Source organism: Pseudooceanicola profundus (assembly GCF_054919315.1).
Window position 1 is genome coordinate 3,217,028 of record NZ_CM142898.1, and the last position, 22,505, is coordinate 3,239,532.

Sequence of the window (22,505 nt, forward strand, 5' to 3'; positions counted from 1 at the left end):
TCAGGTGGCGTCGGCGGCGGTTATCGCGGCCAGTTTCTGCACGCAGTCCATGGCCCGGCCCGAGTCGATGCTCTCACGCGCGATGGCGACGCCTTCCTTGAGGTCGGCGGCCTTGTCCGCCAGCGTCAGCGCGGCGGCGGCGTTAAGCAGCACCGCGTCGCGGTAGGCGTTCTGCGCCCCCTCCAGCAGGGCCTTGAAGGCGCGGCCATTCTCGGCAGGGGACCCGCCGACGATCTCCTCGAAGGGGTGGACCGGCAGGCCGAAATCCTCGGGGTGGAGTTCGATCTCGCGCACGGAGCCGTCGAGTTCCAGCGCCGCGACCCAGCTGATGCCGGTGATCGTCATCTCGTCGGTGCCGTCGGACCCGTGGACCAGCCATGCGCGTTCCGAGCCGAGCTGGCCCAGCGTTTCGGCCATCGGGCGGCAGAGCGACCGCGCGAAAGTGCCGGTGAGTTGGCGCTTGACACTGGCCGGGTTGGTCAGGGGCCCGAGGATGTTGAAGATCGTCCGCGTGCCCAGTTCCTGCCGCGCGGGCCCCACATAGGCCATGGCGGGGTGGTGCATCGGCGCCATCATGAAGGCGATGCCCGCCTCTTCCAGCGCCTTTTCCACCACGTCGGCATCGACCATGACGTTCACGCCCATCTGGGTGAGCGCATCGGCCGAGCCGGACTTGGACGAGAGGTTGCGGTTGCCGTGCTTGGCCACGGGCACGCCCGCGCCCGCCACCACGAAGGCCGTGGCGGTCGAGATGTTCAGCGTGCCCTTGCCGTCGCCGCCGGTGCCGACGATGTCGATGGCCCCCGCGGGCGCGGTCACGGGGCGGCACTTGGCGCGCATGGCGGCGGCGGCCCCGGCGTATTCCTCGACCGTCTCGCCGCGCACCCGCAGGGTCATCAGCAACCCACCGATCTGCGCGGGCGTGGCCGATCCCTCGAACAGGATGTCGAAGGCGGTCCGGGCCTCGGCGCGGGTCAGCGGCCGGTCGACGGCGGCGGCGATCAGGGGTTTCAGGGCGTCACTCATGGGGGTCCTCCGGCGCGGTCTGGCCCGCGGCTTGGTCTGTGGCCATTACCGGGCCGGGCAGGGGCTCACCAACGGATGGGCCGGGGGCCGGTCATGTGTTAGGCTATTTCAATGGATTGGCCCGCTCTCCCCTGCCGATAAGGCTGGAGACACCGGGCGCGGTCGCGCTATACATGCCCAAGGGGGGCAGGCAGCGTCAAGAGGCGCGCCCGTCCCGCGGGGATGCCGCAGGCACGGCACCCGATCGGGCTGGCAGAGGAAGAGGCAGGGCAGTGGTTCGCGGACTTATCGCAGGGATTTTCTGGGGCGTGATCATTTCGGCGCTTGCCGTCGCGGTCACCTCGCTCAACGGCACGGCCCATCAGCGGCAGGGGGCAGGCGCCCCCGCCGAGGAAGCCGCCGACCCCGAGCCGGGGTCCACATCGGGATCCGAGCCGGTCTCGGCACCGGGTGAGGGTTCGGCCAGCGGGACGGGCGCGGAAACGGCCGAGGTGCCCGAGGCGCCGGTCGAGGCTGCGGCGCCGTCCGGAGACATGGCCTCTGAGCCGCCGGAGAGCCCGGATGCAGGCGCGGCACCTGCGGTCGCGCCCGAGGGGGCTGACGCCTCCGCAGAGCCCGAAGCCGCACCTGACACCGCCGGTGACAGCGCGGCGACCACGTCGGAGCCGGAGCCGGCCGAGGAGGACGCCACGCAGGCCACGATGCCGGAGACGGCCCCGGCCGAAGAGGCCTCCACGTCGCCGTCCGCGCCCGAGGCCACGGCACCGCCCGCCCTCACCGCCACCGCTCCGGCGATCCCCGACAGCCTGCCCGAGGCCCCGGCCTCGCCCGCCGAAGGCGCCACCCCCGAGGCGCCCGCCACGGCGGATGCGCCGCTGGCGGCACCGCAGCCGGTCGACCTGACCTCGCCCGGCAGCGAGAGCACGCCGGGACAGCCCGATCTGCCGGCCCGCCCCGAAACCGATCTCGCCGCGCCCGAGGCGCCCGCTGGCACCGCGACGGCAGAGCAGGGGGCCACCGGTCTGGCCGCCGCGCCGGCCGTGACGACCCCGGCCCCCGATCTGCCCGCCGCCCCCGGCCAGCCGTCCCCGGATCAGGACGCCACCCGCGATCCTGCGCCCGCCCGCCCGCAGGTCGACACCGCGCCCGGCATCGCGGGGGCGCCCGCCCTTGCACAAGCCGCGCCCGCCCTGCCGGGCCGTGACAGCGTAGCACTCCCCGAGGCGACCCCGGGCCTGCGTCCGGCTGCCCCCGAGGGCGAGCAGATGGCCGAGGCCCAGACCGACACGCCGCCTCCGCCCGCGCCGCGCGTCCTGCCGCGCACCACGGATGACACCACCGCAGGTGTCCCCCGCCTGCCGGGCGCGCCCGCCGGCACCCTGTCGAGCCGCATGGCCGAGGGCGTGACCGGAGGCCGCCTGCCGGCGGTCGGCTCCGCCGAGGCCCCGGTCGCGGACACGCCCGACGTGGCCGCCGACCCGACGCCCGCCGCCGAGGACGGCCCGGCGATCAACCGCTTTGCCGCCGCCTTCGCGAACCCCGAGGACAAGCCGCTGATGTCCATCGTCCTGATCGACGACGGCTCCAGCCCCATCGGCCTCGCGGCGCTCGCCAACTTCCCCTATCCGCTCAGCTTCGCCATCGACCCGGCCTGGTCCGGCGCGACCGAGGCGATGGAGCGCTACCGCGCGGAAGGCTTCGAGGTGATGATCCTCGCCAACCTGCCCGAGGCCGCCACCGCGATGGATGCCGAGACCGCCATGGAGGACTGGCGCCGCAGCCTGCCGCAGGCCGTGGGCGTGATGGAGGGCGACGGCACCGGGGTGCAGGCCAGCCGTGCCGCCGCCGACCAGCTGACCGGCATCGCCGCCGGGGACGGGCTCGGGCTGCTGCTCTATCCCAACGGGCTCGACACCGTGCGCAAGATGGCGGTGCGCGAGGGCGTGCCCGCCGCCACGCTGTTCCGGGATTTCGACGACGACGGGCAGGACGCCACGGTGATCCGCCGCTTCCTCGACCACGCGGCCTTCCGCGCGGGGCAGGAGGGCGCGGTGATCATGGTGGGCCGGATGCGGGCCGACACGATCTCGGCGCTGCTGCTCTGGGGGCTTCAGGACCGCGCCAGCCGCGTCGCCCTCGCGCCGGTCTCCGCCGCGCTGAAGGCCGGCGGGGTGGAGTGATCCGGCGCTGACGCCTGCGTGAGCTGCCCTCTTCAGGGCTCTCGTCACGGCCCTGGCCCGGACCCTCGCCAAGAGCCTCGCCAATATCCCCGTCACGTCCCTGACCACGTCCCGGCGGAGCAGGTTGGCACCGCCCGCCGCCTTCCATGACGTGCACGATGCCAACAAACGCCCGCACCTCTGACACCGGCACGCAAAAAGGGCGCCCCAAGGCGCCCTTTCTCTCATTCGATGTCCGCTTGCCGTGGTTCAGTCGACCTCGTGGCGGTCCAAGTTGTGCCGGGCTGCCGGTTTCCCGTCCGGCGCCAGTCCTCAGCGGAACTGGGCGTGGACCGCGTCGATGGCCGTGCGGTTGATCTTGATCCCGGCCCGGTCGCGCAGGTCGGCGGCATAGGCGCTGTAGAGATCCTGCGCCAGAGAGCCGTCGGTCTGGGCGGCCAGCTGCTGCCGCATCTGGGCGACCTGCGGGTCGTCCTCCGCCGGGGGCAGCACCTCGTCGAGACGGATCACGATGACCGAACCGAAGGCCGACCGGGTGATCACGTCGCCGGTCTCCATGCCGAAGATCGCCTCGGTGATCGCTGCGGGCATGCCGAGGATCGTGTCGCCGCGCATCAGGCCGTCCTGCGACTGCGCGGTCAGGCCGGCGGCCTCGAAGGTCGCGCCTTCCTGCATCCGGCCGATGGCACCTTCGGCCCGCTCGGTCAGAATCTGCACGGTCTGATCCGCTTCCCATGCGCCGGTGAGACGCGATTTGACGTCCTCGAAGGGCTCGGGCGCCGGGGGCAGGGTCTCGTCGAGGCGCATGGCAAAGATCGTACCATCGTCGAGGACATGGATCTCGGGGTAGTCATCGGCGGTCAGCTCGGCGGCATAGGTGTCGAAACCGCCGTAGGCCGCGATGCCTTCGCCCATGCCGTCGTACCAGTCGATCGTGCCGAGGGTCAGCGCGGTCTCCTCCACCAGTTCCTCCAGCGTGGCGCCGCCCGCAAGGAGGTCCTCTGCGGGTTCGGCCTCGCCTTCGGCCTGACGGCGGGCGCGGTCCAGCGCGAGGTCTTCGCGGATGATCAGACGGGCGTTCTCCAGCGGGGTCTGCTGCGCGGGCAGGATGCCGTTCACGCGGAAGAGCGCGGGGCCGAGGTCGGTCTCGGCCGGGCCCACCACGTCGCCGGAAGCGGCGGCGAAGACCGCTTCGGAGGCCGCGCCGAGGTCGCCCGCGGTCACGTCGCCCATGTCCACGTCGGACATGGTCAGGCCGCGGTCGGCCACGAGGCCGTCGAAATCGGTCTCGCCCGAGGTCACCCGGTCGAGGGCGGCCTGCGCGGTGGCCTCGTCGAGGAAGACCAGACGCTCCACTAGCCGGCGCTCGGGGCGGTTGAACTCGTCGGCGCGCGCCTCGTACTGCTGCTGGATCAGGTCGTCGTCGATCTCGACCGTATCGACGAGGTCCTCGGGCGTCAGCATGGCGTAGGTGATGCGCTTCTTCTCGGGCGCGGTGTACTGGTCGATATGCGCGTCGTAGAAGGCCTTGAGGTCTTCGTCCGACGGCACCGGCAGGCCGGTGGTGATGTCGCTCTCGGTCAGCCGGGCGAAGGTCACGTTGCGGCGCTCGGCCACGTGGTTGACGATCGTGTCGGCATAGGTCGCGGGCATCTTCACCCCGGTCGCCACGGCCGCCTGCAGGATGGTGCGGGTGGTGTCGTCGCGCAGGCTCTTCTCGAACTCGCTTTCCGACAGGCCCGACTGTTGCAGCGCGAAGCGGTAGGCGTCGCGGTCGAAGTTGCCGTCGAGCCCCTGGAAGGCCTGGATCGTCACCAGCTGGTCGCGCAGGGTCTCGTCGCCCACCGAGACGCCGAGGCGGGCGGCCTCGTTGTCGAGTGCCTTGTCCGCGATCAGCTTCTGCAGCACGCCTTCGGTCAGGCCGAATTGCTCTGCCTGCTCGAAGCTCAGCGCCTGTCCGGTCTGGGACTGGATCGCGCGCAGCTCGCCCTGAACGGCGCGGGCATATTCGTTGACCGTGATCTCGTTGCCGCCGACGGAGCCGACGGAGCGCGGTCCGGTGCCGATACTCGTCGCGCCGAAGCCCCCGAGGCCGAGGATCAGCAGGCCCATCACGACCCACATTGCGACGTTGGATTTCTTGGTTGCCATGATCCACTCCCTTTGGCGCCGGAACTGTCTAGTCCGGGCCGGGGCGGGGAACAAGGGGGCGAGGGCGCCGGGCAGGCCCGGGCGGGATCACGAGCGGGTCAGGTGGGGGGCAAGGTGGGGTGGCAGGTCGGTTCAGCGGCGCGCGGCCCGACAGCGGTTGGCGCGATGCTGACAAAATCATCGCAGGTCCGAGGTCTGGAGCGCGGAGCTTCAGGGGGCTGCTGGCACGCGCGTAGGTCCCAATGGCCTCCGACCGCAGATGAGGACGTGCAGGGCGGCGACACGGCAAATGGGACCGGGCATTGTCACAGCCCCCTCTGCCTGTCCCGCCCGGCCGAGAGGCCGGGCAGCCCCCGCCGCCAGTGCCGCTCGAACCAATGGCGCACCAATGGCGACCGGCGCTCATGCGTTACCCCGCGGGACGGCGTTGCCCTCATCTCTTGAGATCGGCATTTCGGGGAAGAGGCCTCAGCCCCCGTGGGCCGCCAGCCTGCGGGCCAGTTCCGCGATGCCGTCACGGTCGACGTTGGCGAAGGCCACGCGCATCTGGCGCCTGCCCGACAGGTCGTCGGTCGGCATGAACATCGTGCCCGGCAGCATCAGCACGCCCGCCTCGCGCACCAGCCGGGGCGCCAACTCGTCCGAGGGCGTGTCGGACCCATGTGCCATGTAGGCGAAATAGGCCCCGCAGCCGAGCAGCGACCAGCCGCCGCTTTCCAGCACCGGGCGCGCCTCTTCCACGGCGCGGCGGCGGGCGAGGATCTCCTCGCGCTCGCCCGCGGCCCACTGGTCGAGGTTGCGCAGCCCCCAGAGCGCCGCGATCTGCCCCAGTTGCGCCGGGCAGATGGTGACCGTGTCGAGGTATTTCTCGATCTCCGCCAGCCGCGCGACACTTGTGGCCACCGCGCCCACGCGATGCCCGGTCAGCCGGTAGCTCTTGGAGAAGGAATAGAGGTGAATCAGCGTGTCGTCCCAGTCGGGATCGGTGAAGAGATCATGGGGCGCGCCGGGCAGGGAGTGGAAATCGCGGTAGGTCTCGTCCAGGATCAGGGCGAGGCCCTTTTCCCGCGCGAGGTCGCGGAAGGCCGCGATCAGCTCGGCCGGGTATTCCACGCCGGAGGGGTTGTTGGGCGAGACCAGCACGATCACCCGGGTCCGGTCGGTGATCAGGGCCCGGGCCATCTCGGGATCGGGCAGCAGGTCGTCGCCGGTCTTCAGCGGCACGGTCTTGGCCCCGATCATGTCGAGCCACATCTTGTGGTTGAAATACCACGGCGTCGGCAGCAGCGCCTCGTCACCCTCGCCCAGCAGGGTGGAGGTCACGGCGCAGAAGGCCTCGTTGCAGCCCGAGGTGATGGCGATCTGACCGGCCGAGACCGCGCCGCCATAGCGCCGCATGATCGAGGCGGCCAGTTCCTCGCGCAGGGCGGGCAGGCCGAGAACGGGGCCGTAGAGGTGGGCCTGCGGATCGTTCAGCGCGGCCTCGGCGATCACCTCGCGCAGGGCCAGCGGCGGCAGGTCCACCGGCGCGGCCTGGCTGACGTTCAGCAGCGGGCGCTCGGGCGGGAAGGTCACGCCCTCGATCCAGCGGCGGCTTTCCGGCACCGGCGGGGAAAAGGTGGTGGCGGTGCGGGGCAGCGGGCGGATCATGACGGTCTCCGGCGTGAGGAATGGCCTTGGGGACGGGAGGGGGGCTGTCTGCCCCCCGGCCCCTGGAGGGGCCTCCCCCCGAGGATATTGGGCAGCGAAAGATGGCAGGGGCGCGCAATGGCGGCTTTCATCTTTCCCCAAATACCTCCGGGGGACTTGCGCGTCAGCGCAATGGGGGCAGGGCCCCCTGCGGGGTCAGTCGGTCCCGCGGTAGGGTTTGACGTATTGCATCGCCATGTCCCAGGGGAAGAAGATCCAGGTGTCCTGGCTCACTTCCGTGATGTAGCTGTCGACCTGCGGCCGGCCCTTGGGCTTGGCATAGACGGTGGCGAAATGCGCCTTGGGGTACAGCTTGCGCACCAGTTCCAGCGTCTTGCCGCTGTCCACGAGGTCGTCGATCACGAGGATGCCGGTGCCGTCGCCCATCAGCTCGGCGTCGGGGGCGTTCAGCACCACGGCGTCCATCTGCTGCTGGTGGTTGTAGCTCTTGACCGAGATCGTATCGACCGTGCGGATGTCGAGCTCTCGGGAGATGATCATCGCGGGGGCCATGCCGCCGCGGGTGATCGCGACGACGGCGCGCCAGTTGCCGTCATCGGGCCCGTGGCCGTCCAGCCGCCACGCAAGCGCGCGGCTGTCGCGGTGAATCTGGTCCCAGCTGATGTGGAACCCTTTCTCGTGGGGCAGTTTGTCCATCACTGGTCCTCCTGCGGGGCCGCGCGCGGCCCTCAGCTCTTCTCGATATCGGGCGCGTCGACGGCCTTCATGCCGACCACGTGGTAGCCCGCGTCCACGTGCAGGTTCTCGCCGGTGGTCCCGCGGCCCAGATCGGACAGCAGGTAGAGCGCGGCATTGCCGACATCCTCGATCGTCACGTTCCGGCGCAGCGGCGAATTCAGTTCGTTCCATTTCAGGATGTAGCGGAAATCGCCGATGCCGGAGGCCGCCAGCGTCTTGATCGGCCCGGCCGAGATCGCGTTCACGCGGATGCCGTCCTTGCCGAGGTCCTCTGCCAGGTACATGACGGAGGCTTCCAGCGCGGCCTTGGCGACGCCCATCACGTTGTAGTGCGGCATCACCTGTTCGGCGCCGTAGTAGGTCAGCGTCAGCATGGACCCGCCGTTGGGCATCAGCTTCTCGGCGCGTTTGGCCACGGCGGTGAAGGAGAAGACCGAGACGTCCATCGTCATCTTGAAGTTGCCGCGGCTGGTGTCGACATAGCGCCCGCGCAGCTCGTTCTTGTCGGAGAAGCCGATGGCGTGGACGATGAAGTCGATCGTGCCCCAGTCCTTCTCGAGCGCCGAGAAGCAGGCGTCGATGCTCTCGTCCGAGGAGACGTCGCAATCGTAGAGGTGTTCCACCCCCAGTTGTTCCGCCAGCGGGATCACCCGCTTCTTGAACTGGTCCCCCATGTAGCTGAACGCCAGCTCTGCACCCGCGTCGGCGCAGGCCTTGGCGATGCCCCATGCGATGGACTTATCGTTTGCAAGGCCCATGATAAGACCGCGCTTGCCTGCCATCAGGTTGTTGGACATCTGCTCTTCTCCGACCTGTCATTCCCGGTGGAAATCCTTTAGGCGATTGGCGATGGGGCATCAAGACCGGCGCTTTAACTTTGCCGGTGCCGGCTCTTCAGCCCCGCACTGGCGCCTATGTGATTTTCGGAAAGGATAGCAGGATGAGCGACAGGGACGGAATTTTTGCGGGCGATGATCCCTTCGCACTGGCCCGCAGCTGGCTGGCCGAGGCCGAGAAGACCGAGCCGAACGACCCCAACGCGATCGCGCTTTCGACGGTCAATGCCGAGGGTCTGCCCAACGTGCGCATGGTGCTGCTGAAGGAGATCGAGGACGCGGCCTTCGTGTTCTACACCAACTATACCAGCGTAAAGGCTCAGGAAATCGACGGCGCCGGCAAGGCGGCCTTCGTCTGGCATTCCAAGACCCTGCGGCGCCAGATCCGCGTGCGCGGCACGGTCACCCGGGAGGACGGCGAACAGGCGGATGCCTACTATGCCTCGCGGTCGCTGAAGTCGCGGCTGGGGGCCTGGGCCTCGCAACAGTCGCAGCCGCTGTCGTCGCGCGGCGCCCTGATGGCCGAGGTCGCAAGAATTACGGCGCAGAAGGGAACCAATCCCCCCCGCCCGGCGTTTTGGGGGGGGTACCGGCTTGCCCCGGTCGAAATCGAATTCTGGGCCGATGGGGCATTTCGTCTTCACGATCGCTTCCGTTGGACCCGCACCAACAAGGAAGATCCGTGGTCAACTATTCGTCTGAACCCTTGACGAGGCTCGAACCAGGCTCGTGCATAAGGCGATAGCAAGCAAGCTAAGGCAAAAAAGTCACTTAACGTGACGATCTCATGCAGCCATGTCGCGCTGAGCACTGATTCAAGAGTACTTTCCCCCGGCTTACGGTGGGAGATGTGAGCCAAGAAAAGAAGGTAAAAGGATTGACGGAACGCGGAACTGAAATCCGTAGGATGACGGGGGTGGTTAAGTGGTTTGATCCGGCGCGTGGCTTCGGATTTGTTGTGTCTGACGAGGGTGGCCCCGACATCCTGCTTCATGCAAACGTCCTGAGAAACTTCGGGCAGAGCACCATCGCGGATGCGGCGCGGGTCACCATCATGGCCCAGCTGACCGCGCGCGGCGTGCAGGCGACCGAGCTTCTCGACATCGAGATCCCGCAGAGCCAGTCGGCGCTGCTCGAGGATTTCCAGAGCATCCCGCCCGAGGAACTCGCGGCGGCGCCCTTGGAGCCTGCGCGGGTGAAATGGTTCGACAAGGTGAAGGGCTTCGGCTTTGCCAACGTCTTCGGCCGGCCCGAGGATGTCTTCATACATGTCGAAGTGCTGCGCGCCTCGGGTCTTGCGGACCTGCAGCCGGGCGAGGCCCTGGCGATGCGCATCATGGAAGGTCGGCGCGGCCGCATGGCGACGCAGATCTTCGCCTGGGAAGCCGCCACCAAGGAAGCCTCGGAGGCCGCCAGCGCATGATGCCTGCGCGGCTCTTCACGGTGGCCCGCAGGGGCGCCCTCGCGATTGGGCTCGCGATCGGCGGTCTTGGCGGCCTGTCCCCCATGCAGGCGGCCGCGCAGACGGCCCCTGCCTGCCGGGCGGAGGCGGTGCAGCTGCGCGGTGACTGGGGGGCGGCGCGCTTCTCGGTCGAACTGGCGCAGACGCCCGCGGAACGGGCCGAGGGTCTGATGAACCGGCCCTCGATGCCGATGGGGCAGGGGATGCTCTTCGTCTACGAGCGGCCCCAGTCCTCGGTTGCCTTCTGGATGCGCAATACGCTCATCCCGCTCGACATCATCTACATGGACGAGACCGGCACCGTGCAGCGCATCGCCGCCGAGGCCAAGCCGCTGGACGAGACCCCGCTGCCCGGCGGCAGCGGCATCCAGTTCGTGCTGGAGATCAACGGCGGGCTGGCCGCGGCCATGGGCATCGCGCCCGGCACCCAGTTGCGCCATCCGGCGATCCCGCAGGACAAGGCCGCCTGGCCCTGTTGATCCAGTGCGCGCCGGAAGGCGGCGCCGACGGGACATCAGGTGGCGGAAACGCCGCCACGACAGAATGCACAGGGCGGCCACGGGCCGCCCTTCGCGTTTCCGCCCCGTTCCCGTCCGTCGTGCGCCCGTGATCAAAGCCTGTGATCGACGCCTCTGATCGCGCGTTTCCTGCAAGGCCGCCGCGACGTCTTCGCACTTGCAGCATGGCCGGGCCGGATCTATCAAATTGTCATGTCTTACGAGCCCCGCATATACCTGACCGGCGCGGCCTGCTCCGGTGTGACGACCCTCGGACGGGGGCTCGCGGAGACATGGAACGTCCGGCATCTGGACGTGGACGACTACTTCTGGCTGCCCACCGATCCGCCCTATACCCGCCGCCGCCCGGTGCTGGACCGCATCCGCGCGATCGAGGCCGACATGGGGCAGGGCGGCTGGGTGATCAGCGGCTCCTTCGACGGCTGGGGCGACCCGCTGATCGCGGAGGCCGATCTGATCGTCTTCCTCTGCACGGCGACTCATGTCCGGCTGGCCAGGCTCGACCGGCGCGAACGCGCGCGGTTCGGTGCGCGGCTCGACCCGGGGGGGGACATGCATGACATCCACGTGGGGTTCCGGGACTGGGCGGCCCGCTACGATGATCCCGCCTTCCACGGGCGCAGCCGCTACCGCCATGAACTCTGGCTGCTGCAGCAGGATTGCCCTGTGCTGCGACTCAACGGCGGGCGCTCGCTGTCGCGGCTGGTCTCGCTCGCCTCGAAGGCGCTCACGCTCGAGGTGCCCGCAGCGGCAGGCGAGATCGCGCTTTTCAAATCGCTGCCGGGAGGTTAGAGACCTTCCACGGTCCGGGGCGTAGCGCAGTCTGGTAGCGCACCTGTTTTGGGTACAGGGGGTCGTGAGTTCGAATCTCGCCGCCCCGACCATTTTCCTGCAAGAGATCGGCCTGCGGGCCCGAAGGCGGCTTTGGTGGTCGCATCGCGCCTGCGACGGGCCCGTGGACCATGGCGTTTGCCCGCCGCCGTCAGACCGCTTCCGCTCAGATCGCCCGCAGCAGGATCGTGCCGGTTTCCATTGCCGCCGAAATCCGCTGGAATTGCGCCCGCCTGCGCTCGGAGTTGCCGGCGGAGCGCAGGAGAACGGTCTGTGCCTCCTCCACGATGGCCGCGGCCTGCTCCTTGAGCTGGGGCAGGCGCTCCGGCGCGACGGGCACGAGGGCGCGCGTGGTGCGCCTTGCCTCCGCGCCGGTGCTGCGCGCCCGGCCTGCCGGCAGGGTCGAGGACTGGTTGGCCTTGGCGAGCGCCTTCAGCTTGGCCGCCGTATCCGCAAGCGTCTTCTGGACCTCGGCGTAATCCCCGGTCCGCGGCAGCTGTTCCGAGATCTGCCAGTATTCATAGGCCAGGCAGTCGATCTTGTAGGCGTCCACGGTCAGGGCATTGCAGAAACTCGTGGAGCGTCCAAGCGCGTTGGAGATCTTCTGGGTCTCTGCCGCGCTCGCCTCGGCGGCCGAGGTCAGCAAGGCAGCGCCCGCGACACTGCCCCCGAGGACGCCGGTCAGCGGCGGGATGACCGTCAGGTCGGGGGAGGGAATGACCGGGCGGTGGTTGAACGGCACGTAGTTGTAGCCGCCCTCGACCACGGGGCGGTCGCCGGCCAGAACGGGCAGCCCGCCAAGCAAAGCCCCGAGCAGGGCCCCGAGCAAGGCTTTGCGCGGGACGGAGAGGGCGGGGACGATGAGAATGGGACGCATCGGTCAGCCTCCGAAAGCTTTGGGGAAGAGGTAGTTGATACTGAACACGCCGCGGCGGTCCCCCAGCTCGTCGGTGAAATCGACCAGCGAGGCGGTGACGCTGAGGTTTCTGCGGGTGGGCGGCGACCACGACACGCCGAGGGTCCCGTATTCCCCGAACCACGACACGCTGGCGGCCAGCGACGGCGTCAGGCCGACGCCGACGCCGGCAAAGAAGCCGGGCTTGGTGTAGCTGTCGCGCAGGTCCGTGCCGTAGCCCACGGTGAACATGATCGGGGTCGGGATCGCGCTGCCGGTCTCGAAGAGGTGGAACCCCGTCAGTGCCACGTCGACATTGACGTCGTTGTTCTCGGCATCGCCCCAGGGCGCGATGTTCCCGACCGAGGCGCCGAGGTAGAGCGGCGTCCTGCCCTCGGTGATCCGGGTGGCGGCCTTCAGGTCGAAGTAGCCCGAATCCGCGAAGGAATCGGTGAGGGAGACAATTTCGGCGGTGACCTGAAAGCCGATGCCCTCGTTCATGTCCCCCAGCCCGAAGCCGAGCGCGAGAGAGCCGTCGCCATCGTTGTCGCGGGTCGCGACGCGCTTGGTGCTATAGGCGAGCGAGGCAAAGAACGACCCGTGCGGGGCCGTGGTCGCGGAGGGAATACCGAGCAAGGTCAGATGCTTGGTCAGTCCGCTTGAATCCTGCGCCGCGGCCGGGGTCACGCAGGCGGCGGCAAGAAGAAGGCTTGCAGTGAGTGTACGTCCTGAAAATGATGTCGGCATAAAAAGACCTTTCCGAGCAAAAGCAACACTGGGCAGGTACCCTTCAGCTTGCCGAACACGTGGGCGTTTTCCTAATCTTTTCTGCAACCCCTGCGCGCTATTCCGCGAAATCGGTCGCTCCGCTATAGTGGGGACACCGTTGCAGATGCTGCTCCAGCCGCAGGGATGTTTCCTATGTTGAGGTTGCTTGTCGTCGCCCTGATCCCCGCTCTCGTCCTCGGCTCCGCGCCGCTCAGGGCGGCGGAGCGGGTGGCCCTCGTCATCGGCGTGGCGGACTACGAGGCGATCACGCCACTGGCCAACACCAGCAATGATGCGGGCGGCATTGCCGAGACGCTGGACCGGATCGGCTTTGCCGTCACCACCCTGATCGATCCGCCGCTGAGCGAGATGACCGAGACGTTGAAGCGCTTCAGCTTCGAGGCGGAAACGGCCGATCTTGCGCTGATCTACTTCGCGGGGCACGGCGTGGAAGTGCAGGGCGAGAACTACCTGATCCCCGCCGATGCCCGGGTGCAGTCGAACCGGGATATCCTCGCCCAGTCCCTGTCGCTGGATGACCTGCTGGCCGCCGTGGACAGCGCCCGGAAGATGCGGATCGTCATCCTCGATTCCTGCCGCGACAACCCCTTCGGCGACGTGATCTCGCAGGAGGGCGGTCCTGCTGCGGCGTCCTCCGGCACGGGGGAACCCACGGCGTCGCGCGGCTTCGGCGGGCTGGCAGAGCCCGCGCCGGACCGGGGCACGCTGGTGGCCTTCGCCGCGAAGGACGGCAATGTCGCGCTGGACGGCAAGGGGGATCACAGCCCCTTCGCCACTGCGCTGATGGACAAGCTCGCGCAGCCCGGGCTGGAGATTTCGCTGATGTTCCGGCAGGTGCGGGACGAGGTGCTGGCCCTGACCGGGAACCGGCAGGAGCCGCATACCTACGGCTCTCTCTCCGGCATTCCCTTCTACATCGCCGGTGGCGGCACGGCCGAGCCTGACCCGACGCTGGCGTGGTCGTCGCTGCGCCCCGACGACGAGGCGCAGCTGGTCGCTCTCGCGGAGGAGGGCAACACGCGCTCGCTTCTGGGGCTGGCCTACATGCGTCTTAATCCCAGTGACGCGCGTTTCGATCCGGCGCAGGCCGTGGGATACCTGCAGCGCGCCGCCGATGCGGGCTCGGCCGAGGCGCAGTACGAACTGGGCATCCAGTACGAGACCGGCAAGGGCGTCACGGCGGACAACGCGCGGGCGCTCGATTACTACATGGCGGCGGCGCGACAGGACTACCCCGATGCGCTCAATGATCTCGGGTTCTTCTACTATCAGGGCATGCTGGGGCTGCCGGCCGATCCCCAGAAGGCGCTGATCTACTTCGAACGCGCCGCGGATCAGCGGCATCCGCAGGCGATGTACAACTTCGCCGCGCTGATCGATGACGGGCTGATCGGCGGCAAGGGACCGGAGGAGGCGGCGGGCTATCTTTATCAGGCGCTGCGGATCGGCAATGCCGAGGTGCTGAAGGTGCTGACGGAACACCCGGACCAGTTCAAGCCCGCGACCCGCCGCGCCCTACAGGCCAAGCTGCGGGACAATGCCTTCTATGCCGGTGCGCTCGACGGTGACTTCGGGCCCGGCACGCGGCGGGGGCTGCGCGCGGCCTACGGGGTGACAGAGAACTAGGTCGGGGAGGCCTGGGCCGTCAGCCCGATCTGGCCCAGCCAGTCCAATTGTTCGGGCGTGCCGGTGTCGAGGCCAAAGCCCACCCGTTGCAGCGCTTTCGGCACGATCACCACACCGCCCGTCTGCGCAGAGGCCAATCCGGGCAGCAGGTTGCGGCCTGCCTCCAGATGGTGCTTGGCCACGGCGTTGAAGGCCCGGGCGCCGTCCTGCGCCGCGGCGGCCTCCTCCGGCGGGCGGACCACCAGCAGGTTGCCCCGGATCAGCTGCACCAGAACCGCCTGCAGCCCATGCTGCGCATCAAGGTCGAGACCATCCACGAGGGTGCCGATCGGATGTGGGCCATCCTGCGACAGGGCCGCGATCTGCGCCGTGATCTCGGGCGTGGCGACCGGGGTGTCCTTCACCGGCAGGTCCGAGATCAGGCCAAAGCCGCGCTCGCGGTCCCATCCGATGACGGGCAGCGCGTGCAGCGCCTCGATCATCTCGCGCGTGGTCAGGCGCAACGCGCCCCGGTGGAAGAGATCGGCCCGGAAGGTGCGCACATAGGCCAGATCGCGGGCGGTCTGGGTCCAGCCCTGTGCCGTGCCCGCGCGAATGAAGTCGAGCCGCGCCCCGTCGAGGAACAGCGCGTCGAATTGTTCGTGCAGCTCGCAGGGGCAGGCAAAGGCCATCTTGGCCGGCGCCATGTCCCGCACGAGGTCCGAGACCCAGACCTCGGCCCCGTGCTTGGCGCCGAGCTCATGGGCCAGGAACCCGTCCGATTGCCGCGAGAGCTGGGCCCAGAAGGCCTCGAGCGCCGGTGTCTGGCTGTAGGATAGCCAGTCCGCGACGGCGGCCCGGGCCGGGCCATAGCGGTCCTCGGCGGGGCCGGCGGGGGCCTCGCGGAAGATCTGGCGGATCGGGGCGGCGGCGGCCCAGCCCGCGGCGCAATTGTAGCCGTTGTAGCACAGCGCGCCGGGGGCCAGCCATCGCCCCAGCAGCTCGACGATGGTGGCGCGGGTCTCCGGGTCGACCCAGCTCCAGACGCCATGCATCGCGGCATAGTCATAGGGCGCCTCGGGCGGGGTCGCGGCGAGATCGGCGAACCCGGCCTCCTCGACGCGGATGTTGCTCAGGCCGATCTCGGAGATCAGGGCGCGGGCGCGCACCACGTGTTCCGGCATGAAGTCGATGCCGAGAAACTCCGCCTCCGGGTAGCAGGCGGCGAGGGCGATCAGCGTGTGGGCCGAGCCGCAGCCCAGTTCGAGAAAGCGGAACCGCCGTGCGGAGGGCGGGGCAAAGCGCGCGGTCAGCAGCGCGGGCCGCCAGCGGAAGGGCGAGATCTCGGGCTGCATCGTGTCGAAATAGGCCGTGTCGACGGGGTAGCCTCGCGACCAGTCGGACATGTCAAATCTCTCTCTGAAATGAGGGTATCGTGGCAGAGCGACGGTCGCCGGGGAAGTCTTTTCGGCGCGGGGCCCGCCGGGACCGGCCCGGGCGGCTAGGGCCGTGCATCGATGATGCGCGAGGCGATGCCGATCACCACGTCCGCGCGTCCGTCCAGCGTTTCGGTCAGAGCCTCCGCCACCGAGGCCACGCTTTCATCGCGCGGGCGGCGCAGGTCGAAGAGCGGCTCGCGCGAGACGATGGCCACGATCTCCGAGGCGCCGTAGTCGCCGTCCGTCACCTGCATGGCCAGCCGTGTCGGGTCCTCGGCGAGGGCGGAAATGGGCCAGAGTACGCGGATGCGCCGGATGCCGTCCTCGACAATGCCCAGCTGATCCACGGCGGTTTCGGGCGCGTTGATGTTGGGCAGGATGTGGAAGACCTTGCCGGTCGTATCCACCACCATGACCCAGAGCGAGGCCCCGGTCATGTCGGCGGGCAGCTGGATCTCGGCCACCGGGTTTTCCCCGGTCCGGTAGACGCCCGTCAGCACGGGCTGCCCGGTGGCGCCATTGCCCAGCCAGATCGACACCGGACCCGGGGGCGTGTTCGGCATCACCGCGCGGATCGCGCAGAGATCGGCGTTCAGCACCCGGGTTTCCATCCGCAGGGTCCGGTCCCCGATGGAGGAGGAGAGATCGGCGCGAATGCCCTCGGCCACGATCTCGTCCGAGATGTCGCCGGTGATCGTGATCGTGTCGAAGAGCGCATAGGTGACATCCGGCCCGTCGAGCTGTTGAAGCGGTCCGCAGTCGGAATGCCCGGCGAGGACGGTTTCGAGGGCGGAAGCCGCCAGCTTTTCGGGTCCCGCGACCAGATCTGCCGAGAGCGAGAGCCCGCCTTCGCGCGCCGAGAGCGCCTTTTGCAGGGCGTCGCGGCTGGCACGGCTGGGGGCCAGCCCGGTCAGCTGGGCGGCCCCGTCGGTCACCTCCAGATCCCATCGCTGAAGCGGCGCGAGGCGCTCGATCAGGGCGGCGATCTCGGTGGGCCAGTCGTCGAAGGGCAGGCCGGTTGCCAGCGTGAGGCCCGTCGCGGGCGCGCTGTCGCCCGTGGCCGTTGCATAGGCGGCGCGCAGACGCTCCGCGGCGGGATCGTCAGGCACGTGGCCGGTCAGCGTGGGCGGTCCGTCGCCGTGCCGGGCCGTCATCCGGTAGGGCGCGGCATGGGGCGGGGGCGGCGGGAAGAGCGCATCCAGCGCACCGCTCTGCCACAGGCCGCCCCCGGCGGCGGCCAGAAGGACCACGGCCGCAACGGCCAGCAGGCCCCGGCGCCTGCCGCGCGACTTGGCGGGGGCCGCGCTGGTGAACGGTTTGAGCCAGTGGTCGAGACGCTCCAGCGCCTCGGTGGCGGTCTGCGGGCGCTGCGCGGGGGCGGGGGCGGTGAGCCAGTCGATCAGGTCCTTCAGGGGCGCTCCGACGCCGGAGGTGTCGAGCGGCTTGGCCTTGAAGCGGACCACCTCGCCGGGGTTGGTGCCGACATCGGGCACCTCCCGGTGCCAGGCCGCCAGCAGCGAGGCCCCGAGGGCGTAGAGATCGGCCGGATAGTCCGCCTCGCCATCAAGCTGTTCGGGGGCGGCATATTCGTACTTGCCGGCGAACTGCTTGCCCACGATGGTGCGCGCCCCGGCGGCGGTGTCCTTGGCGATGCCGAAATCGATGATCGTCGCTTCCTCGGCGCGGCCACCGCGCAGGATGATGTTGTCGGGCGACAGGTCGCGATGGACGATCCCCTGCGCATGGGTGGCGCGGAGCCCCTCCAGCACCCGGTGGGCGATGATCAGCAGCTCGCGATCCTCGAGCCGCCGCTCGCGCATCACGTCATGCAGCGAGGTCCCGTCGACGTAGTCCATGACGAGGAACACATGCCCGTCGTCGGAGCGCGAGCAATCGGAGTAGCGCACGACCGCGTCATTGAGGATGCTGCGCATCTGCTCTTCGCGCTTCATCAGCTCGATATACTCGGACTGTCCCGAGAACCGCGCATTCAGCGCCTTGATCGCCACCCGGCGTTCCGAAATCTGGTTGGTCGCGAGGTAGACCTCGCCCGTCCCGCCGCGCCCAAGCACGCCGAGGATCTCGTAGGTGTTGTTCAGCACCTGACCGGTCGAAAAGATGTCTGTCGCGAGCGGGTCCTTGAGCACGATGGGTTCCTCGTGGCCGGAGATCGCCAAAGCGGTCGATTTGAAAACGAAATTGAGTTACTCTGATCTCATAAAACGAGACTGATTATTTCATTCCCGGCCCTGCCGGACAATATATTTTGCCGGAGGACCCCTCCCATGGCCACACGCGGATCGCATGAAACGATCAAGCGCAAGGAACTTGTCGGCAAGCTCAACCCGGTTTGCCTGAAGGCTTTTTCAGAGGCGGCGCAGGCCGCGAAACGGCGCGGGAATCCCTACGTCGAACTGGTGCATTTCCTCACCGCGCTCGCCGATACGGAGTATTCGGACCTGTCGATCCTCTTCGATGCGGCGGGAGTCGACCGGCATCGCTTCGACGGGGATGTCCTCAAGGCAACCGATGCGCTGCCCCACGGGGCAAGCGCGGTCGAGGAGTTCTCGGACCATATCTTCCGCGCGATACAGGAGGCCTGGAGCCTTGCGTCGCTGGACTATGGCGAGGATACGGTGCGCTCGGCCTATATCCTTCTGGCCGCGCTGAAGCTGCCCGTGCTGGAGGGGCTGCTCTACAAGATCAGCCTCGAGTTCGACAAGATCGACCCGGGGGCCATGGCGTCGCAGCTGGATACCCTGCTGGTGGACAGCATCGAGCGCGCGCCCTCCGCGCCCGAGGAGGCGCCGAAGGGCAAGCCCGCGCCGGGGGGGAAGACGGCGCTTTCGCAATTCGCCACCAATCTCACGGAACGTGCGCGGGCGGGCAAGATGGACCCGGTTGTGGGGCGCGACCCGGAAATCCGCCAGATCGTCGATATCCTGCTGCGTCGCAAGCAGAACAACCCGATCCTGACCGGCGAGGCGGGGGTGGGCAAGACCGCCGTGGTCGAGGGCTTTGCCCAGAGGCTTGCCCGCGGCGACGTGCCGCCGCAGCTGCGCAACGTCGATCTCCACATGCTCGACATCGGGCTGATGCAGGCGGGGGCCTCGGTGAAGGGTGAGTTCGAGAAGCGCCTGAAGGCGGTGGTCGACGAGGTGCAGAGTTCGGACACGCCGATCATCCTCTTCATCGACGAGGCCCATACCCTGATCGGGGCGGGCGGCGCCGCCGGCACCGGTGATGCGGCCAACCTGCTGAAACCGGCACTGGCCCGGGGTGAACTGCGCACCATCGCGGCCACCACCTGGGCGGAATACAAGCAGCATATCGAACCGGACCCGGCGTTGACCCGCCGCTTCCAGACCGTGATCGTGGATGAGCCGGACGAGGCCAAGGCCGTTCTGATGTGCCGCGGCATTGCCGGGGTGCTGGAGAAACACCACAAGGTCGAACTGCTGGATGAAAGCATCGAGGCGGCGGTGAAGCTCTCGCATCGCTACATCCCCGCGCGGCAGCTGCCCGACAAGGCGATCAGCCTGCTCGACACCGCCTGCGCCCGCGTGGCGGTCAGCCAGCACGCGACCCCGGCCGAGGTGGAGGATTGCGAGCGCCGCCTTGCCGCGCTGGAGATCGAGGAGGGGATCATCGAGCGCGAGGAGGCGATCGGAATCGACGTCACCGAGCGCGCGCGCGACGTCTCGGCGGCGCTGGAGGATGCGCGGGCCTGCCTTGAGGCCGCCACTGCCCGCTGGGAGGCGGAGAAGGCCATCGTGGCCGAGATCCTCGACCTGCGCGCGCAGCTGCGCGGGGCAGGGGCGCAACTCGACGGCACCGGGGAGATCGGCGACGTGGCCCCCGAGGAGGCCGCGCCACTGGCAGCCGAGGCCGCAGACGGTGATGTCGCGGTCGCGGAGCCGCCGGTGGCGGCCTTCGACCGGGCCGAGGCGCTGGCGACGCTGCGCGCGCGGATGGCCTCTCTCAGCGAGGCGCAGGGCGAGGCACCGCTGATCCTGCCCGCGGTGGATGCCATGGCGGTTGCTGCCGTGGTGCAGGACTGGACCGGCATTCCCATGGGGCGGATGCTGGCCAGCCAGACCGAGCGCGCCCTCTCCCTTGCCCGCCATCTGGGCGCACGCGTGGTAGGACAGGATCACGCGATGGAGATGATCGCCAACCGCATCCAGACCTCTGCGGCCGGGCTCAAGCCGCCGGAGAAGCCGGTCGGGGTGTTCCTGCTCTGCGGGCCCTCCGGCGTGGGCAAGACCGAGACGGCGCTGGCCCTGGCCGAGCTCATGTACGGCGGCGAGGACAATCTCATCTCGATCAACATGAGCGAGTACCAGGAGGCGCACACCGTCTCGACGCTGAAGGGGGCCCCGCCGGGCTATGTCGGCTATGGCAAGGGTGGCGTGCTGACCGAGGCCGTCCGTCGCAGGCCCTATTCGGTGGTCCTGCTGGACGAGGTAGAGAAGGCCCATTCCGACGTCCACGAGATCTTCTTCCAGGTCTTCGACAAGGGCATGATGGACGACAGCGAGGGGCGCCGGATCGACTTCAAGAACACGCTGATCCTGCTGACCTCCAACGTCGGCTCGGACGAAATCATGCGCCTGACGCAGGACGGGACGGTGGCGGTGGAGGAGCAGGTGCTCTCCGATGCGCTGCGTCCGCCGCTGCTGAAGGTCTTCCCGGCCGCGTTGCTGGGGCGGGTGGTGACGATCCCCTACTACCCGCTGTCCGATACGATGATCGAGGCGATTGCCGGCCACAAGCTGCGCGGGATCGAGAAACGGCTGAGCGAGGGCTATGGCGCCGAGCTGGTGATCGCGGATGGCGCGATGCAGGTGATCAAGGACCGCTGCACCGAGATCGAAAGCGGGGGCAGGATGATCGACGCGATCCTGACCAATACCCTCCTGCCCGAGTTGAGCCGGCAGCTGCTGGCGCGGCAGCTGGAAAAGTCGGCGCTGACGCGGGTCACGGTCACCGGAGGGCCGGAGGGATTCGGTTACACCTTCGAATGAGCGGCGAGGGAAAATGTCAGCCGCTTGCGCGCGCGTGTCGCTGGCTGACGCTCAACTTTGGCATGTGCCCCGATCTATCGGTTTGATCCGGCGGGATTCTTTCGCCGGGTCCCCGTGTTGAGCTGAAGTTGACCATGGGGCAGTTAAGAATGTTGCCAGAATCGCCTTCATCTGCGACGCTAAGTTTCATTATTTTATCGTTTTTCGAGGCAATTTGTGATGGAAGTCGTTTCGCTTCTGGCGCCTGTTGAAGGCGGTCAGCCTTCCGGTGTCGAGTTGAGGAACGACGGAAGGTTTCATGCACTCGAGCGCCTGCTGGATGCTGCGGACAGTTCTGTTCGCCTTAAGGGTGATGGAACCATCAATGAGGCTGCCCCGGCGGTGGCCTGGCAACAGATCATGGACGAGGGCCGGGCGCTGTCTGCCGACGGTCGTGACCTGCGTCTGCTGGTCATCCTTGTCCGGGCCGCCTACGGGACGGAAGGGTTCGAGGGGCTGCGCGACGGGCTCGATCTGCTGACCCGCACGCTGAGCGATCACTGGGACACGCTGCATCCGGCACTGCGCGACCGGCCCGATCCGAAGATGGCGGTGCTGCCCCGGTCGAATGCGCTGCGCCAGCTGGAGAACGACGAGAACGGTCTGCTGGGGGACCTGCGCTGGGGCTTCGTGCTGACACCCCGGGGCATCGGGCCGATCAGCGGCGATGACCTCGCCAAGGCTGGGCTGAACGATTTCGAGATGCTCAACCGCGCCGCGTCGGGGCTCAGCCAGGCCGAGAAGGACGCGCTGGTGTCCCGGCATGGCCAGAGGGTCAACCGGGTGAGTGCCGCGACCCGCGCGCTGGCCACCGAGGAGGCCGAGCGCGCAGATGCGCTGATCGCGGTGATCGCCGCCTGCGAGGCGGGCCTCCGGTCGCTCTGCGCGGCCTTCGACAGTGGCGCCGGTCTGCCGGAGGGGCAGGGGCTGATCCTGCCCGAACTGCTCGATTTCCTCGAACGCGCCCGCGCCAGCCTTGAGGCGGGGCGGGCGGCCGTGGCGGGCAGTGCCGCCCCGGAGGCCCCCGCCACGACGCCCGCGACGATGCCTGGGGCGGCGGGCGCCGCGGCACCGGCCACAGCCGCGGTGCCGGCGGTCGACGGCGCGATCCGCAACCGGTCCGATGTCGAGACGGCGCTCGACCGGATCGTCGAGTTCTACGAACGGACCGAGCCGTCGAGCCCGATCCCGCATCTGGCCCGGCGGATGCGGCGGATGGTGGCCATGGATTTTCTGGAATTGATGGAAGAGATCGCCCCCTCGGGACTGAAGGAATTCCGCAATATCGCAGGGGTCGACGACAAGAAGAAATAGCGACA

The 22,505-nt window shown here is 68.6% G+C and carries 17 protein-coding genes and 1 tRNA gene; 9 read left to right on the forward strand and 9 right to left on the reverse strand.

Going from position 1 to position 22,505, the window contains the following annotated elements:
- Window positions 1-1,026: an anthranilate phosphoribosyltransferase gene (gene trpD / locus ACX9MO_RS14820; RefSeq protein WP_462212389.1), complete on the reverse strand. Its 1,026-nt coding sequence runs from the start codon at window positions 1,024-1,026 to the stop codon at window positions 1-3.
- A gap of 272 nt (window positions 1,027-1,298) precedes the next feature.
- On the opposite strand from trpD, the gene ACX9MO_RS14825 reads away from it, so the two are divergent.
- Window positions 1,299-3,206, forward strand: coding sequence for a divergent polysaccharide deacetylase family protein (locus ACX9MO_RS14825; protein WP_462212390.1), 1,908 nt, complete (start codon window positions 1,299-1,301; stop codon window positions 3,204-3,206).
- Between the two features lie 312 nt (window positions 3,207-3,518).
- On the opposite strand, the gene ACX9MO_RS14830 is transcribed toward ACX9MO_RS14825, so the two are convergent.
- The 4 genes from ACX9MO_RS14830 to fabI form a co-directional block, all read right to left on the reverse strand.
- Window positions 3,519-5,357 (reverse strand): SurA N-terminal domain-containing protein, encoded by a 1,839-nt coding sequence (locus ACX9MO_RS14830; protein ID WP_462212391.1) that lies wholly within the window; start codon window positions 5,355-5,357, stop codon window positions 3,519-3,521.
- Window positions 5,358-5,825: 468 nt separating this feature from the next.
- Window positions 5,826-7,007 carry an aminotransferase gene (locus ACX9MO_RS14835; protein WP_462212392.1) on the reverse strand — a complete coding sequence of 394 codons (1,182 nt, stop codon included), beginning with the start codon at window positions 7,005-7,007 and terminating at the stop codon, window positions 5,826-5,828.
- A gap of 195 nt (window positions 7,008-7,202) precedes the next feature.
- Entirely contained in the window at window positions 7,203-7,706 is a 504-nt protein-coding gene (gpt, locus tag ACX9MO_RS14840) for a xanthine phosphoribosyltransferase (RefSeq protein ID WP_462212393.1), read from the reverse strand.
- Window positions 7,707-7,735: 29 nt separating this feature from the next.
- A complete protein-coding gene (gene fabI / locus ACX9MO_RS14845; RefSeq protein WP_462212394.1) occupies window positions 7,736-8,542 on the reverse strand; it encodes an enoyl-ACP reductase FabI in 807 nt (268 codons plus the stop codon).
- 143 nt (window positions 8,543-8,685) lie between these two features.
- On the opposite strand from fabI, the gene pdxH reads away from it, so the two are divergent.
- The 5 genes from pdxH to ACX9MO_RS14870 all read left to right on the forward strand — a co-directional run bounded on the left by pdxH (window position 8,686) and on the right by ACX9MO_RS14870 (window position 11,445).
- The gene (gene pdxH, locus ACX9MO_RS14850) at window positions 8,686-9,291 is read left to right on the forward strand and encodes a pyridoxamine 5'-phosphate oxidase (RefSeq protein ID WP_462212395.1); all 606 of its coding nucleotides are present in this window, start codon (window positions 8,686-8,688) and stop codon (window positions 9,289-9,291) included.
- Window positions 9,292-9,488: 197 nt separating this feature from the next.
- A complete protein-coding gene (locus ACX9MO_RS14855; protein WP_222489448.1) occupies window positions 9,489-10,004 on the forward strand; it encodes a cold-shock protein in 516 nt (171 codons plus the stop codon).
- Window positions 10,004-10,522 (forward strand): DUF192 domain-containing protein, encoded by a 519-nt coding sequence (locus tag ACX9MO_RS14860; RefSeq protein WP_462214460.1) that lies wholly within the window; start codon window positions 10,004-10,006, stop codon window positions 10,520-10,522. The genes ACX9MO_RS14855 and ACX9MO_RS14860 overlap by 1 nt, the downstream gene beginning before the upstream one ends.
- Window positions 10,523-10,753: 231 nt before the next feature.
- Window positions 10,754-11,353: a P-loop NTPase family protein gene (locus tag ACX9MO_RS14865; protein WP_222489449.1), complete on the forward strand. Its 600-nt coding sequence runs from the start codon at window positions 10,754-10,756 to the stop codon at window positions 11,351-11,353.
- Between the two features lie 15 nt (window positions 11,354-11,368).
- Window positions 11,369-11,445, forward strand: a tRNA-Pro gene (locus ACX9MO_RS14870).
- Between the two features lie 113 nt (window positions 11,446-11,558).
- Here the strand turns inward: ACX9MO_RS14870 and ACX9MO_RS14875 are convergent.
- Together ACX9MO_RS14875 and ACX9MO_RS14880 are read right to left on the reverse strand one after the other, a co-directional pair.
- A complete protein-coding gene (locus ACX9MO_RS14875) occupies window positions 11,559-12,269 on the reverse strand; it encodes a hypothetical protein (protein ID WP_462212396.1) in 711 nt (236 codons plus the stop codon).
- Window positions 12,270-12,272: 3 nt separating this feature from the next.
- Complete coding sequence (locus tag ACX9MO_RS14880) at window positions 12,273-12,923, reverse strand: hypothetical protein (RefSeq protein ID WP_222489451.1); 651 nt, start codon at window positions 12,921-12,923, stop codon at window positions 12,273-12,275.
- Window positions 12,924-13,208: 285 nt separating this feature from the next.
- Between ACX9MO_RS14880 and ACX9MO_RS14885 the strand changes: the two genes are divergently transcribed.
- Complete coding sequence (locus ACX9MO_RS14885) at window positions 13,209-14,702, forward strand: caspase family protein (protein WP_462212397.1); 1,494 nt, start codon at window positions 13,209-13,211, stop codon at window positions 14,700-14,702.
- Here ACX9MO_RS14885 and ACX9MO_RS14890 read toward each other — a convergent pair.
- Together ACX9MO_RS14890 and ACX9MO_RS14895 are read right to left on the reverse strand one after the other, a co-directional pair.
- Window positions 14,699-16,087 carry a methyltransferase gene (locus ACX9MO_RS14890; protein WP_462212398.1) on the reverse strand — a complete coding sequence of 463 codons (1,389 nt, stop codon included), beginning with the start codon at window positions 16,085-16,087 and terminating at the stop codon, window positions 14,699-14,701. The genes ACX9MO_RS14885 and ACX9MO_RS14890 overlap by 4 nt on opposite strands.
- A gap of 95 nt (window positions 16,088-16,182) precedes the next feature.
- Complete coding sequence (locus tag ACX9MO_RS14895) at window positions 16,183-18,297, reverse strand: serine/threonine-protein kinase (protein WP_462212399.1); 2,115 nt, start codon at window positions 18,295-18,297, stop codon at window positions 16,183-16,185.
- Between the two features lie 108 nt (window positions 18,298-18,405).
- On the opposite strand from ACX9MO_RS14895, the gene tssH reads away from it, so the two are divergent.
- Window positions 18,406-21,147: a type VI secretion system ATPase TssH gene (gene tssH, locus ACX9MO_RS14900; RefSeq protein WP_462212400.1), complete on the forward strand. Its 2,742-nt coding sequence runs from the start codon at window positions 18,406-18,408 to the stop codon at window positions 21,145-21,147.
- Between the two features lie 219 nt (window positions 21,148-21,366).
- Complete coding sequence (locus tag ACX9MO_RS14905; RefSeq protein ID WP_462212401.1) at window positions 21,367-22,500, forward strand: type VI secretion system protein TssA; 1,134 nt, start codon at window positions 21,367-21,369, stop codon at window positions 22,498-22,500.
- The last annotated feature ends 5 nt before the right edge of the window (window positions 22,501-22,505 follow it).